This window comes from Streptomyces sp. 15-116A (genome assembly GCF_025290915.1).
GTDB lineage: Bacteria > Actinomycetota > Actinomycetes > Streptomycetales > Streptomycetaceae > Streptomyces.
In genome coordinates, this window is sequence record NZ_JAOCQE010000186.1 from 1 (window position 1) to 12,548 (window position 12,548).

12 protein-coding genes are annotated in these 12,548 nt (G+C 71.5%); 4 read left to right on the plus strand and 8 right to left on the minus strand.

All coding sequences use genetic code 11. The features are described 5' to 3' along the window. The 3 genes from pfkB to N4P33_RS24655 form a co-directional block, all read right to left on the minus strand. Nucleotides 1–797: 1-phosphofructokinase (gene pfkB / locus N4P33_RS24645; protein ID WP_260828927.1), on the minus strand; the 797-nt coding region annotated here is incomplete at its 3' end. Further along, nucleotides 794–1,555, minus strand: a complete 762-nt coding sequence (locus tag N4P33_RS24650; protein WP_260828928.1) for a DeoR/GlpR family DNA-binding transcription regulator — start codon at nucleotides 1,553–1,555, stop codon at nucleotides 794–796. The genes N4P33_RS24650 and pfkB, both read right to left, overlap by 4 nt. Before the next feature lie 187 nt (nucleotides 1,556–1,742). Continuing rightward, complete coding sequence (locus N4P33_RS24655) at nucleotides 1,743–3,257, minus strand: MFS transporter (protein WP_260828930.1); 1,515 nt, start codon at nucleotides 3,255–3,257, stop codon at nucleotides 1,743–1,745. A gap of 63 nt (nucleotides 3,258–3,320) precedes the next feature. On the opposite strand from N4P33_RS24655, the gene N4P33_RS24660 reads away from it, so the two are divergent. After that, a complete protein-coding gene (locus tag N4P33_RS24660; protein ID WP_260828931.1) occupies nucleotides 3,321–4,295 on the plus strand; it encodes a YafY family protein in 975 nt (324 codons plus the stop codon). Nucleotides 4,296–4,375: 80 nt separating this feature from the next. On the opposite strand, the gene N4P33_RS24665 is transcribed toward N4P33_RS24660, so the two are convergent. Beyond that, nucleotides 4,376–5,047, minus strand: a complete 672-nt coding sequence (locus tag N4P33_RS24665; protein WP_260828932.1) for a TetR/AcrR family transcriptional regulator — start codon at nucleotides 5,045–5,047, stop codon at nucleotides 4,376–4,378. Between the two features lie 394 nt (nucleotides 5,048–5,441). Further along, the gene (locus tag N4P33_RS24670) at nucleotides 5,442–6,440 is read right to left on the minus strand and encodes an RNA polymerase sigma factor RpoD/SigA (RefSeq protein WP_260828933.1); all 999 of its coding nucleotides are present in this window, start codon (nucleotides 6,438–6,440) and stop codon (nucleotides 5,442–5,444) included. Nucleotides 6,441–6,657: 217 nt separating this feature from the next. Between N4P33_RS24670 and N4P33_RS24675 the strand changes: the two genes are divergently transcribed. Then, on the plus strand, nucleotides 6,658–7,185 hold the full coding sequence (locus N4P33_RS24675; RefSeq protein WP_260828934.1) for a GNAT family N-acetyltransferase: 528 nt from the start codon (nucleotides 6,658–6,660) through the stop codon (nucleotides 7,183–7,185). Nucleotides 7,186–7,190: 5 nt separating this feature from the next. Here N4P33_RS24675 and N4P33_RS24680 read toward each other — a convergent pair whose 3' ends face one another. Continuing rightward, a complete protein-coding gene (locus N4P33_RS24680) occupies nucleotides 7,191–7,952 on the minus strand; it encodes a dioxygenase (protein ID WP_260828940.1) in 762 nt (253 codons plus the stop codon). 70 nt (nucleotides 7,953–8,022) lie between these two features. Here N4P33_RS24680 and N4P33_RS24685 point away from each other — a divergent pair, with 70 nt between their 5' ends. Then, complete coding sequence (locus tag N4P33_RS24685) at nucleotides 8,023–8,538, plus strand: MarR family winged helix-turn-helix transcriptional regulator (protein WP_260828936.1); 516 nt, start codon at nucleotides 8,023–8,025, stop codon at nucleotides 8,536–8,538. Nucleotides 8,539–8,649: 111 nt separating this feature from the next. Here the strand turns inward: N4P33_RS24685 and N4P33_RS24690 are convergent, their stop codons facing one another. Further along, nucleotides 8,650–10,191, minus strand: coding sequence for an MFS transporter (locus N4P33_RS24690; RefSeq protein ID WP_260828937.1), 1,542 nt, complete (start codon nucleotides 10,189–10,191; stop codon nucleotides 8,650–8,652). A gap of 160 nt (nucleotides 10,192–10,351) precedes the next feature. Continuing rightward, entirely contained in the window at nucleotides 10,352–11,005 is a 654-nt protein-coding gene (locus tag N4P33_RS24695) for a TetR/AcrR family transcriptional regulator (protein ID WP_260828938.1), read from the minus strand. 265 nt (nucleotides 11,006–11,270) lie between these two features. Between N4P33_RS24695 and N4P33_RS24700 the strand changes: the two genes are divergently transcribed. Then, nucleotides 11,271–12,548 (plus strand): M6 family metalloprotease domain-containing protein (locus N4P33_RS24700; RefSeq protein ID WP_260828939.1); only part of this gene is annotated, 1,278 nt, incomplete at its 3' end.

Consider the following 12,548-nt stretch of genomic DNA (forward strand, 5'->3'; position numbering starts at 1 on the left):
GGGCCGCGCCCGCCGGCGATCAGGAACCCGGCGAGGGAGGCGTCCCCGGCGCCGACGTTGCTGCGTACGGCGTCGACGCGGGCGCTGCCGTACCAGCTTCCGGCGTCGTCCACGAGCAGCTGGCCGTCGGCGCCGAGGCTCGCCAGCACGGCCCGCGCGCCCAGGCCGCGCAACTCCTCGGCGGCCTTCAGGGCGTCCCCGACGGTGGCCAGGGGGCGCCCGACCGCCTCCGCGAGCTCCTCGGCGTTGGGCTTGACCACGTCGGGCCGCTCGCGCAGGGCGGCGAGCAGCGCCGGTCCGGAGGTGTCGAGGGCGATACGGACGCCGGCGGTGTGCGCGCGGGCGACCAGTTCGGCGTACCAGGAGGGGGCGAGTCCGCGGGGCAGGCTGCCGCAGCAGGCGATCCAGTCCGTACCGGCGGACTGCCCGCGCACGGTCTCGAGCAGCAGTTCCTGCTCCTCGGGGCTGAGCTCGGGACCGGGCGCGTTGATCTTCGTGAGGACGCCGTCGGCCTCGGCGAGGGCGATGTTGGAGCGGGTGGCCCCGGCGACCGGGACCGGGGCGACCTCGATGCCCTGCCCGTGCAGCAGCTCGGCAACCAGCGCGCCCGGGGCTCCGCCCAGCGGGAGCACCGCCACGGTGCGGCGGCCCGCGGCGGCGACGGCGCGCGAGACGTTGACGCCCTTGCCGCCGGGGTCCATGCGCTCGCCGGTGGCCCGGACGACCTCGCCGCGGTCCAGGGAGGGGACCTCGTAGGTGCGGTCCAGGGAGGGGTTGGGGGTGACGGTGAGGATCATGCGCGCACTACTTCCGTGCCGCCGCGCTCGATGGCGGCGGCGTCGTCCTGGCTCAGCCCGCTGTCGGTGATCAGCAGGTCCACATCGCTCAGGTCGCCGAAGCGGGCGAAGTGCTCCTGGCCGTGTTTGGTGGAGTCGGCGAGCAGCACCACGCGGCGGGCGGCGGCCACGGCCGCGCGCTTCACCGAGGCCTCGGCGAGGTCGGGGGTGGTCAGGCCGTGCTCGACGGAGAAGCCGTTGGCCGCCACGAATAGCACGTCCGCGCGGATCTCCCCGTACGCGCGCAGCGCCCAGGCGTCCACGGCGGCGCGCGTCCGGTGCCGTACGCGCCCGCCGACCAGGTGCAGCTGGATGCCGGGGTGGTCGGCGAGGCGGGCGGCGATGGGCAGGCTGTGGGTGACGACGGTGAGGGAGTGTTCGAGGGGGATGGCGGCGGCGAGGCGTGCTGCCGTGCTTCCGGCGTCGATGATCACCGTGCCGTCGGACGGCACTTCCGCGAGGGCGGCCTTGGCGATCCGGTCCTTCTCGTCGGCGGCGGTCGTCTCGCGCTCGGCGAGGTCCGGCTCGAAGTCGAGGCGGCCGACGGGGATGGCGCCGCCGTGCACCCGGCGGACCAGTCCCGCGCGGTCCAGGGCCTTCAGGTCCCGGCGGATCGTCTCGGCGGTCACCTGGAACTCCTCGGCCAGCGAGATCACGTCCACCCGGCCGCCGTCGCGGGCCAGCCGCAGGATCTCCTGCTGCCGCTCCGGTGCATACATGTCCGCTCGCCTCCGAGAATGCCCGAACGTGTGGTTTCGCTCGGAGGCTACGCCCGGATGTCCGGGAAGTAAATACATCCGGGCATGATCGGGCATGAACGGACGTCTGGTTGTGTCCGGTCACCTGCTCGGGCATGCCGAAGGCCCGGCACACCCCCGTGGGTGCCGGGCCCTTCACAAGTGACGGTCAGGACACGAGCTCCGGCTCCTTCTCCGCCACCGGCGCCTCCTCGTCCCCCGCGCCCTCGACATGCTGCGCCGGGCGCTTCGGCAGCGCGAACATCAGCAGGAGGATCAGGCCCATCACCGCGGCCACCCAGCCCAGCGCGTGCTGGAAGCCGTCCGCGAAGGCCGGGCCCACCTCGGCCCGGGTGAGCCGCTCGTCGATCACGCCGAAGAACACCACCGACACCAGACCGAGCCCCAGCGCGTTGCCCATCTGCTGCACCGTGTTGATCAGCCCCGAGGCCGACCCGGCGTGCTCGCGCGGCACCTCGGAGAGCACCGCGTCCGTCAGCGGAGCGACGATCAGGCCCATGCCGACGCCCATGACGACGAGCGGCAGCGCCATCTGCCAGGAGGTGATGCCCATGCCGTAGTGCTCGGACTCCCAGATGTAGAGCAGCACCCCGGCGCCCATCACCAGCGCCCCCGCCTGAAGCACCTTGCGGCCGAACCGCGGGACCAGCAGTTGCACCGACATCCCGGCCGCCGCGGAGACCGCGATGGAGAACGGCACCCCGGTCAGCCCGGCCCGCAGCGCGCTCCAGCCGAGGCCGGTCTGCATGTACAGCGTCCAGACCAGGAAGAAGATCCCGAGCGCGATCCCGAACACCGTCTGCACGGCGATGCCCGCCGCGAAGCTCTTCACCTTGAACAGCGACAGCTCGATCAGCGGCGAGCCGTCCCGCGCGCTCTTGCGCCGCTCGTACGCCACCAGCGCCCCGAGGACCACGACCGCGCCGGCCATCGACACGTACCCCCACAGCGGCCAGCCCAGCTCCTCGCCCCGGGTGAGCGGGTAGATCACCATGAGCAGGCCCAGCGTCACCAGCGCGACGCCGACGAGGTCCAGCTTGAGGGCGCGCGGGGCCTTGGACTCGGTGATGAACCGGCTGCCGAGGATCAGGCCCGCGATGCCGACGGGCAGGTTGATCAGGAAGATCGGGCGCCACTGGAGCCCGAACAGGTTCCACTCCGTCAGCAGTGCGCCGAGCAGCGGACCGGACACCGCGCCCAGGCCCACGATCGCGCCGAACAGCCCGAACACCTTGCCGCGTTCGTGGGCCGGGAACGTCGCGTGCACGATCGACAGCACCTGCGGCACCATCAGCGCCGCCATCGCGCCCTGCAGGATGCGGGAGGCGACCAGCATCTCGGGGTTCACGGCGAACCCGCACAGCGCGGAGGCCAGGGTGAAGCCCCCTATGCCGATGAGGAAGATCCGCTTACGACCGTGGATGTCGCCGAGCCGGCCACCCGTGATGAGCCCGGCGGCGAAGGCCAGCGCATAGCCGGCGGTGATCCACTGGATCTGGCTGAAGGTGGCGCCCTCGGCACGCCTGATCGACGGGATCGCGACATTGACGATCGTGACGTCCACGAGGTCCATGAAGGCCGCGGTCATCACGATCGCCAGCGCGAACCAACGGCGGCGGTCGCCCGCGACGGGCGGGACGGGCTGGGTGTCGGTGAGGTTCATGCCGACCAAGCTACGGGCCCAGTAGGTCAGGTCATGTCCTAGATCTGCGGCATCCTCGAACCCATGACGACAGACACCCCGGCGCGGCTCCTCCAGCTACTCTCCCTCCTCCAGACGCCCCGCGAATGGCCCGGCGGCGAACTCGCCGAGCGGCTCGGCGTCTCCCGGCGCACGGTCCGGCGCGACATCGACCGGCTGCGCGAACTCGGCTATCCCGTGCAGGCGACCATGGGCGCGGACGGCGGCTACCGGCTGGTCGCCGGCAAGGCGATGCCGCCGCTGGTCCTGGACGACGAGGAGGCGGTGGCGATCGCGGTCGGGCTGCGCGCCGGGGCGGGGCACGCGCTCGAGGGCGTCGACGAGGCGTCGGTGCGGGCGCTGGCGAAGCTGGAGCAGGTGCTGCCGAGCAGGCTGCGCCACCGGGTCAGCACGCTCCAGGCCGCGACCACCCCGCTGACCAGCGGCGACGGCCCGACCATCGCACCCGAGACGCTGACCGTGATCGCCTCCACGATCGCCGGCCACGAGCGGCTGCGGTTCGCCTACCGCGCGGCCGACGGCACCGAGTCCCGGCGCGTGACCGAGCCGTACCGGCTGGTGTCGACCGGCCGCCGCTGGTACCTCGTCGCCTACGACCTCGACCGCGCCGACTGGCGCACGTTCCGCGTGGACCGGGTGAGCGACCCGTTCGCGACCGGCGCGCGCTTCACCCCGAGGGAGCTGCCGACGGGCAGCGCGGCGGAGTACCTACGGCGCTCCATGCAGCGCCGCCAGGACTCCTACGACCTGGACGTCACCTTCGCCGCCCCGGCCCAGGCGGTCGCGACCCGCCTCCCGGCCTGGCTGGGCACCCCCGAGCCCGTGGACGACGAGACCTGCCGCCTCCGGGCAACGGTGAGCGACACAAGGGACTGGATGGCGGTACGCCTGGCCATGCTGGGCTTCGACTTCACCATCCATGCACCGACGGAACTGGCAGAGGTGGTCAGGGAGTTGGGCGACCGCTTGAAACGAGCGGCCCCCTCAGCGCGCCCCTAGGCCCTGTCCAGGGGCGCGGAGAACAGCGCGAGCAACCACAACTCACCCGCACCCGCCACACAACGCGAACCCCCGAGCCCTCACGCGCTCCCCAACTCCCCCCAGGGAAACCCCCGCAGAGCCGCAAGATTCGCCACCGCCAACTCCGCCGGCCCTTCCCCCGACGCATCCCCCACCGCCCACCCCTCGACGGCGGTCCGCACAGCCGCACTGGCGACAGCCGCAGCAAACCGAAGCCGCGCCGCAAAGGCAACGTTGTCGAAGTCACCGGGCACTTGACGCCCCGTCACCCGCTCGGCCAGAACGTCCGCCAGCTCCCGCTCCGACGCCTGACACACCTCCGCCCACACCTTCCGCAGCGCAGGCTCCGACTCCGCCAGCCGAATCAACGTGCGCATCCACTCCCAGGACGCCGCCGAGACCCCCACACCCGGCGTCAGCGTATGCCGCACGGCCGCTTCCAGCGCCTCCGGTACGGACATCCCGGCCGGCGCCGCCCGCACCGCCTCCGCCCAGCGCCGCGCCCCCTCCTCGTAGAGCGGGGCGACGGCCTCCTCCTTCGCGGCGAAGTACCGGTAGAACGTGCGCGGGGCGATGCCCGCCGCCTGGGCGATGTCCTCCGCGCGGGTCGCCTTGAGGCCCCGCCGGACGAAGAGGCCGGCCGCGGCGCGCGCGATGGCCGTACGGGTCTCGGCCTTGCGCCGGTCGGTGAGCGAGAGCGGGCTGGGTGTGGGGGTGGTGGTGCTGGTCACGCACGGCAGGTTATGCCGATGTGGCACAATCTGCCATCTGGCGGGCCACCCCGGGGTTCAGGTTCGGGGTGGCCCGCTCTCCAGTGACACCACTGACGTGACAAAGACAGGGGAAGCCGGGCCCGGCGCCCCGGGGGAAGAGCGCCGAAGCCCGGCTGGGAAGTCCCGGCGCCGGGGGGGTTGTGCGTCGGGACGTGGTTCTGGGGACCGTACGCGAGCACGGCCGCCGATGGGGCCAGGGTGACTCGAACTCGGCTCGAACTGCCGTGAGCCGGGCTCGAACTCGCGGGCCCTGAATTCTTGTTCCCATGGCCCGTCGAGTTGAAGCGACGCGGAACAGCCAATGTTTGCGCGGTCTTTCGCCACCCGGCGTACGCCGCGGGCACTGCGGGCGTTACGCCGCCGCGTCGAAGCCGGTGTCGCGGGCCAGCTTCTTCAGTTCCAGCAGCGCGTGCTTCTCGATCTGGCGGATGCGCTCACGGGTCAGGCCGTGCTCCTTGCCGACCTCGGTCAGCGTGCGCTCGCGGCCGTCCTCGATGCCGTAGCGCATCTTGATGATCGAGGCCGTGCGCTGGTCGAGGCGGCCGATCAGGTCGTCCAGTTCCTCGCTGCGCAGCAGCGTCAGCACCGACTGCTCCGGCGACACCGCGGAGGTGTCCTCCAGCAGGTCACCGAACTGGGTCTCGCCCTCGTCGTCCACCGACATGTTCAGCGAGACAGGGTCGCGGGCCCAGTCGAGCACGTCGATCACCCGCTCCGGCGTGGAGCCCAGCTCGGCGGCGATCTCCGTGGGCTCCGGGTCCCGCCCGTGCTCGCGGTTGAACTCGCGCTGCACGCGCCGGATCCGGCCGAGCTCCTCCACCAGGTGGACGGGCAGGCGGATGGTGCGGGACTGGTCGGCTATCGAGCGCGTGATGGCCTGACGGATCCACCAGGTGGCGTACGTCGAGAACTTGAAGCCCTTGCGGTAGTCGAACTTCTCGACCGCGCGGACCAGACCGGCGTTGCCCTCCTGGATGAGGTCCAGCAGCGGCAGGCCGCTGCGGGGGTAGCGGCGGGCCACGGCGACGACCAGGCGGAGGTTGGAGCGGATGAAGATGTCCTTGGCCCGCTCGGCATCGTCGACCAGGGCCTGGAGCTCCTCGGGGGTGGCTCCGGACTTGTTCTCCTCGTACCCGTCGAGGATCTGCTGTGCGAACACACCCGCTTCGATGATCTGGGACAGCTCGACCTCCTTGGCGGCGTCGAGCAGCGGCGTGCGCGCGATCTCGTCGAGGTACATCCCGACCAGGTCCCGATCGGCGATCTCGCCGCCATGGGCGCGAACACTGCTTGCCGAGTCGGCCGTCCCGCCGGTGGCGGACTGGCGACGGGCGACGGCGCGGGTTGCCATGCGTGCTCCCTTGCGATGGTGACGTCAGCGGGTGGTCCAGCGGACGCCCGGCACGTGCTGTCAGGGCCTTGCTCGGACCGTCAAGGGTCCTTGCTCGGACTCTGCTCGGGTGCCCGGCATCCGTACGAAACAACGACTGGAATCAGGACAGAATTCCCAACCCGCCCCACAATTTTTCTGATCATGCAGTACCCTGTCCGGCCACACGGGAGGCGCGATGCCGTCGGAGTATGCAGAGGTCCAGGTCAGGCCGGGGACCGAGGGCGACCTCGGGGCCCTCACCGACCTCTACAACCACTACGTACGTGAGACGCCGATCACCTTCGACACGACGCCCTTCACTCCGGAAGAGCGCCGCCCTTGGCTGCTCTCCCACCCTGTAGACGGCCCGTACCGCCTGATGGTTGCCACGGGCGCCGATCCGCGGCGGATCCTGGGCTACGCCACGTCCAGCCCGTATCGCGCCAAGCCCGCCTACGCGACCTCCGTGGAGACGACCGTCTACGTCGCCCCCGGCGCCGGTGGCCGGGGTGTCGGCACGCTGCTCTACAAGGCCCTCTTCGAGGCCCTGGCGGGCGAGGACCTGCACCGCGCGTACGCCGGTATCGCCCAGCCCAACGAGGCGTCGACCCGGCTGCACGAGCGCTTCGGCTTCCGCCATGTCGGCACGTACCACGAGGTGGGCCGCAAGTTCGGGCACTATTGGGACGTGGCCTGGTACGAGAAGCCGCTCGGAGCCCTCTGACGCGGTCAGCCGAACTGCACCGAGCGTTTCGCCAGCCCCATCCAGAACCCGTCGATCACGGACTTCTGTTCCCCGAGGTCACCGACCGCGTCGGCGGCGCCCATGGTCACGAAGAGCGGGGCGAAGTGCTCGGTGCGCGGGTGGGCGAGCCGGCCGGCCGGGGACGTGCCGGTGAAGTCGAGCAGCGCGTCCACGTCGCCGGACTCCAGGGCCCGGCGCCCCCAGTCGTCGAACTCCGCCGACCAGGTGGGCACGCCGCCCTGCCGCAGGGCGGCGAGGTTGTGGGTGAAGAAGCCGGAGCCGATGATCAGCACGCCCTCGTCGCGCAGCGGCGCGAGCCGGCGGCCGATCTCCATGAGCCGGACCGGGTCCAGCGTCGGCATGGAGACCTGGAGGACGGGGATGTCGGCCTCGGGGTACATCTCGACGAGGGGGACGTAGGCGCCGTGGTCGAGGCCCCGGTCGGGAACGTCCTGCACGGGGCGGCCGGGGGCGCGTAGCAGCTTGCGCACGGAGTCGGCGAGCGCCGGTGCGCCGGGGGCCTCGTAGGTCACCCGGTAGTAGTGCTCGGGGAAGCCCCAGAAGTCGTACACCAGGGGAACCGTGGTGGTGGCGCCCAGGGCGAGGGGGGCCTCCTCCCAGTGGGCGGAGACGACGAGGATCGCCTTCGGGCGGGGCAGCCCGGCCGACCAGGCGGCCAGTTCGCCGGGCCAGACGGGGTCGTCGGCCAGGGGCGGGGCGCCGTGGCTGAGGTACAGGGCAGGCATGCGTTCCACCCCTCCGACTCTACGACTATTTTGTTTAACCTTCAAGAAGTGTGGCCGTAGAGTGGGATACATGAACACGGCACCCGCTTCCGCACCCTCCGAGGAACCCCGCTGGCTCACCGACCGGGAACAGGGCGTCTGGCGCGCGTACATCGAGGCCACGACCCTCCTGGAGGACCACCTCGACCGCCAGCTCCAGCACGACGCGGGCATGCCGCACGTCTACTACGGCCTGCTGGTCAAGCTCGCCGAGTCCCCCCGGCGGCGACTGCGGATGACCGAGCTGGCCATGCACGCGAAGATCACCCGCTCCCGCCTCTCGCACGCCGTCGCCCGCCTGGAGAAGCACGGCTGGGTACGCCGGGAGAACTGCCCCTCCGACAAGCGCGGCCAGTTCGCGGTGCTCACCGACGAGGGCTACGAGGTGCTGCGCCGGACCGCGCCGGGCCATGTCGCGGCCGTACGCCAGGCGGTCTTCGACCGGCTCACCCCCGCACAGCAGAAGTCCCTCGGCGAGATCATGCGGATCATCGCCGAGGGACTCCAGCCGAAGGAAGCGGGTGCGGACCTGCCCTGGCTGCGCTGAGCACGAGGCTCCGCGGTCAGCCGGGGCAGGTCCGCGGGAAGCCGTACGGACGAGGCGTCCCCTCCCCGTCCGTACGGCGTGGCCTTGCAGGCCCGAAGAGGTACCCGGCCGTCAGTGGGCGACGACCGGCACCGCCACCTCCTCGTCGGCGGTCTCGGCGGACCCGGCGACCGCCGTGGTGCCCGGCCGGCCGGCGTTGACGAAGGTCAGCGCGATGGCCGCGGCCACGACGAGGATGCCGACGGCGAACCAGATCGCGCTGGTGTAGCCCTGCACCATGCCCTGGAGCTGGACCAGCTGCTGCTGGGACCGGCTGGTGGCACCGCCGATGTGGTCGGTGATGTAGGACGTGGTGGCCGACGCGGCGATCGTGTTCAGCAGGGCCGTACCGATGGCGCCGCCCACCTGCTGCGAGGTGTTGACCATCGCGGAGGCGACACCGGAGTCCCGGGGCTCGACACCCAGGGTGGCCAGCGACATGGCCGGCATGAACGCCGTACCCATGCCCAGGCCGAGCAGCAGCATCGCCGGCAGCAGCAGGGCCGCGTACGAGGAGTCGATCTCCAGCTGGGTCAGCAGCAGCATGCCGAGCGCGGCGACCAGGAAGCCGGGGCCCATCAGCAGCCGGGGCGCGACCCGGGTCATCAGACGGGTGCCGATCTGGGTGGAGCCCGTGATCATGCCCACGATCATCGGCAGGAAGGCGAAACCGGTCTTGACCGGCGAGTAGCCCTTCACGACCTGGAGGTAGTAGGTCAGGAACAGGAACAGACCGAACATCGCGATGATCGCGAGGCCGAGCGAGAGGTAGACCCCGCCGCGGTTGCGCTCGGTGACCACGCGCAGCGGCAGCAGCGGCGCCTTGACCCGCGACTCGACGACGACGAAGGCGAGGAGCAGCACGGCGGACGCCACGAACATGGCGACCGTCACGGAGTCGCTCCAGCCGTCGGACTCGGCCCGCGTGAAGCCGTAGACCAGCGCGACCAGACCGAGGGTGGACAGGACCACACCGGGGATGTCCAGCGGCGAGCGGTTGCGGCCGCCCTTGGGCTCACGGATGACGAAGTACGCACCGGCCGCGGCGACCACGGCGAACGGGATGTTCACGAAGAACGTCCAGCGCCAGTCCAGGTACTCGGTGAGGAACCCGCCGAGGATCAGACCGACGGCGCCACCGCCACCGGCGATCGCACCGTAGATGCCGAACGCCTTGGCGCGCTCCTTGCCGTCGGTGAACATCACGGCGAGCAGCGACAGCGCGGCGGGCGCGAGCAGCGCGCCGAACACACCCTGCAGGGCGCGGGAGCCGAACATCATCGCCTCGTTGGTGGCCGCACCGCCCAGCGCGGAGGCGGCGGCGAAGCCGGCGAGGCCGAGGACGAAGGTGCGCTTGCGGCCCCACAGGTCGGCGATGCGGCCGCCGAAGAGCAGCAGACCGCCGAACGCGAGGGCGTACGCGGTGACGACCCACTGGCGGTTGCCGTCCGAGATGCCCAGGTCCTGCTGGGCGGAGGGCAGGGCGATGTTCACGATGGTGGCGTCGAGGACGACCATCAGCTGGGCGAGCGCGATGAAGACGAGCGCTTTCCAGCGGTTGGGATCGACAGCACCGAGGGTGCTGTCCGGAGCCTTCGCGGCTGTTTGAGACATGGGGGTACCCACTTCGGGACGTCGTGACGGAAATTTCGGGACTGGGTGGAGAAAAAGGGTGTGAAAAGGGTGTGCTGAGGGCGGGACTCGTCAGCTCTCGATCAGCGCTGACGGCCCGTGGCGTCGTGGAATCGGTCGGGACTCGTCGGTGGCAGGTCGGTCAGGCCTGGCGGAGGTCCTCCATGGTGACGGCGGTGCCCGGCAGGACGGTCCGGGCCGGGGCCCGCATCCCGTCCAGGAGCAGTTGCAGATGCCGGTGGACGAAACGGTCGAAGCGCTCAGCGTTCCCGCATCCGGTGCCGGCCGGGGGCCGGCTCAGCTGCGAGACGCCGACCAGCAGATCACCGAACTCCACGTCGTCACGGAGCTGACCGGCCGCCTTCGCGCGGTCCATCAGCCGTACGACGAGGTCCTCGACGCGCCGCCGGGCCTCTTCCAGGTCGGGGTGGTGCTGGTCGAAGGTGCTGGAGACCATCGGGCACAGCGCGCTGATCCGCTCGTCGGCGGCGGTGTGCGCGAAGCGCTCCAGGGCCTCGAAGGCGTCCCCGGTCTCGGCGAGCGCCTGCTCGGCCGCCCGCGCCGTACGGTCCATCACGGAACAGACGACCTCGCGCACGAGCGCGTCGCGATCGGGGAAGTTGCGGTACACCGTGGCGTTGCCGACGCCGGCCCGGCGGGCGATCTCGTCGAGCGGCACGTCCGGCCCGAATACGACGAACATCTCTCGGGCGGCGGTGACGATCCGCTCCCGGTTGCGCAGGGCGTCGGCACGCGGCCGGGGCGCCTTGCGCGGTACGGGGGTGGCGGTCTGCACGGTGCGCTCCTGTGGGTTGTTGCTTGAGTGTGGCGATCCGGGGAGCGGTTCCCCGTTTCGCGCGGACACAGGTCTAAACGGGGAAGGGGTCCCCGGTTATTTCCCCGCCGCCGAGAAATCTCTTTGTGATCTGGCTCACAAGCATGGCGGGACGGAACCCCACGATCGGCCCGCTCAGCGAGCGCCCGCGCACCCGGCGACGCAGGGTGATCGAGAGGGTGCAGCCGGAGACCGGCGGCTGCCGTGTGGAGCGGAGGGTCCCCGCATGCAGCCGCAGCCGAGCAGACGCGCCATATCCCCGCGCCGCCTCGCCGCCCTGGGCTGCGTCACCGCCCTGACCCTCGCCGTCAGCACCTCGGCCGGCAACGGCCGCCTCTCCCCCGGCGCCTCGGCCGCCGGCGCCGGATCCGGAGCCGTCCCGAGCCTCCTGTCCCGCACCTCCGCGCACGGCCCCTGTCTGATCAGCAGCTCCCGCGAGGTCCAGATGTCCGAGGGCATCCCGACGGCACCCGGCTACACCCGATCCACCGGCACGGTCCGCGCCCTCACCCTGATGATCGACTTCTCCGACGCACCCGGCGAGGGTGACGCCCTCGACCGCTACCGGGAGTTCTTCCCGAAGACCCAGCAGTGGTTCCGCACCAGCTCCTACGGCCGCCTGGACTACCGCCCCGAGATCCCGATCCCGGACTGGCTGCGCATGCCCAAGTCGTTCCGCGCCTACGGCATAGAGCGCGGCGCCCCCTTCGACCCCGGGTACCGGGACCTGGTCCGCGACATCGTGGAGGCGGCCGACTCCAAGGTGGACTTCCAGGAGTACGACCTGCTGAACGTGCTGGTGACGCCCAACGCGGGCCCCTCCGCCCTCGACACGGTCCTGTCCGTCACCTTCGCCGGCAACACCCAGGCCCCGACCGCGGACGGCGCCCCCGTCGCCAACGCCTCCTTCGTCTACTCCCGCCAGGACGACGGCTCCGGCACCTACGGCGACACCGGCTACCGCGTGCTGCCGCACGAGAACGGCCACGTCTTCGGCCTGCCCGACCTCTACACCTCCGAGGGCGGGGGCGCGGTCGGCCACTGGGACATCATGAGCGAGGACTGGGGCGCCAACAACGACCTCCTCGCCTGGCACAAGTGGAAGCTGGGCTGGCTGGACGCGGCCCAGGTCCACTGCGCGGCCGGCGCCGGCACGAAGGAGTACACCCTCACGCCGCTGGCCCGCGCGGGCGGCCCCAAGCTCGTCTTCGTACCGCTGGACGACCGGACCGGATACGCCGTCGAGGTCCGCACCCAGGCCGGCAACGACGAGGCCGTGTGCCGCCCCGGCGTCCTGATCTACAAGGTCGACGCGAACGTGGACACCGGTATGGGTCCGATCACGGTGTACGACGCCCAGCGGGACAGCGGCGGCTGCACGCGCAGCCCGAACGTCCACGCGGAACTGTCGGACGCGCCGTTCCGGGAGGGGCAGAGCTTTGTGGACCGGGGGGAAGGGGTGCGGGTGACGGTGGTGGAGGTGCCGGGGGCGGGGGCGGAGGCG

Coding starts and splice junctions, on each gene's coding strand:
- N4P33_RS24650 (WP_260828928.1), bottom strand. CDS start 1,555: ATGTATGCACCGGAGCGGCAGCAGGAGATCCTGCGGCTGGCCCGCGAC.
- N4P33_RS24655 (WP_260828930.1), bottom strand. CDS start 3,257: ATGAACCTCACCGACACCCAGCCCGTCCCGCCCGTCGCGGGCGACCGC.
- N4P33_RS24660 (WP_260828931.1), top strand. CDS start 3,321: ATGACGACAGACACCCCGGCGCGGCTCCTCCAGCTACTCTCCCTCCTC.
- N4P33_RS24670 (WP_260828933.1), bottom strand. CDS start 6,440: ATGGCAACCCGCGCCGTCGCCCGTCGCCAGTCCGCCACCGGCGGGACG.
- N4P33_RS24675 (WP_260828934.1), top strand. CDS start 6,658: ATGCCGTCGGAGTATGCAGAGGTCCAGGTCAGGCCGGGGACCGAGGGC.
- N4P33_RS24680 (WP_260828940.1), bottom strand. CDS start 7,952: ATGCCTGCCCTGTACCTCAGCCACGGCGCCCCGCCCCTGGCCGACGAC.
- N4P33_RS24685 (WP_260828936.1), top strand. CDS start 8,023: ATGAACACGGCACCCGCTTCCGCACCCTCCGAGGAACCCCGCTGGCTC.
- N4P33_RS24690 (WP_260828937.1), bottom strand. CDS start 10,191: ATGTCTCAAACAGCCGCGAAGGCTCCGGACAGCACCCTCGGTGCTGTC.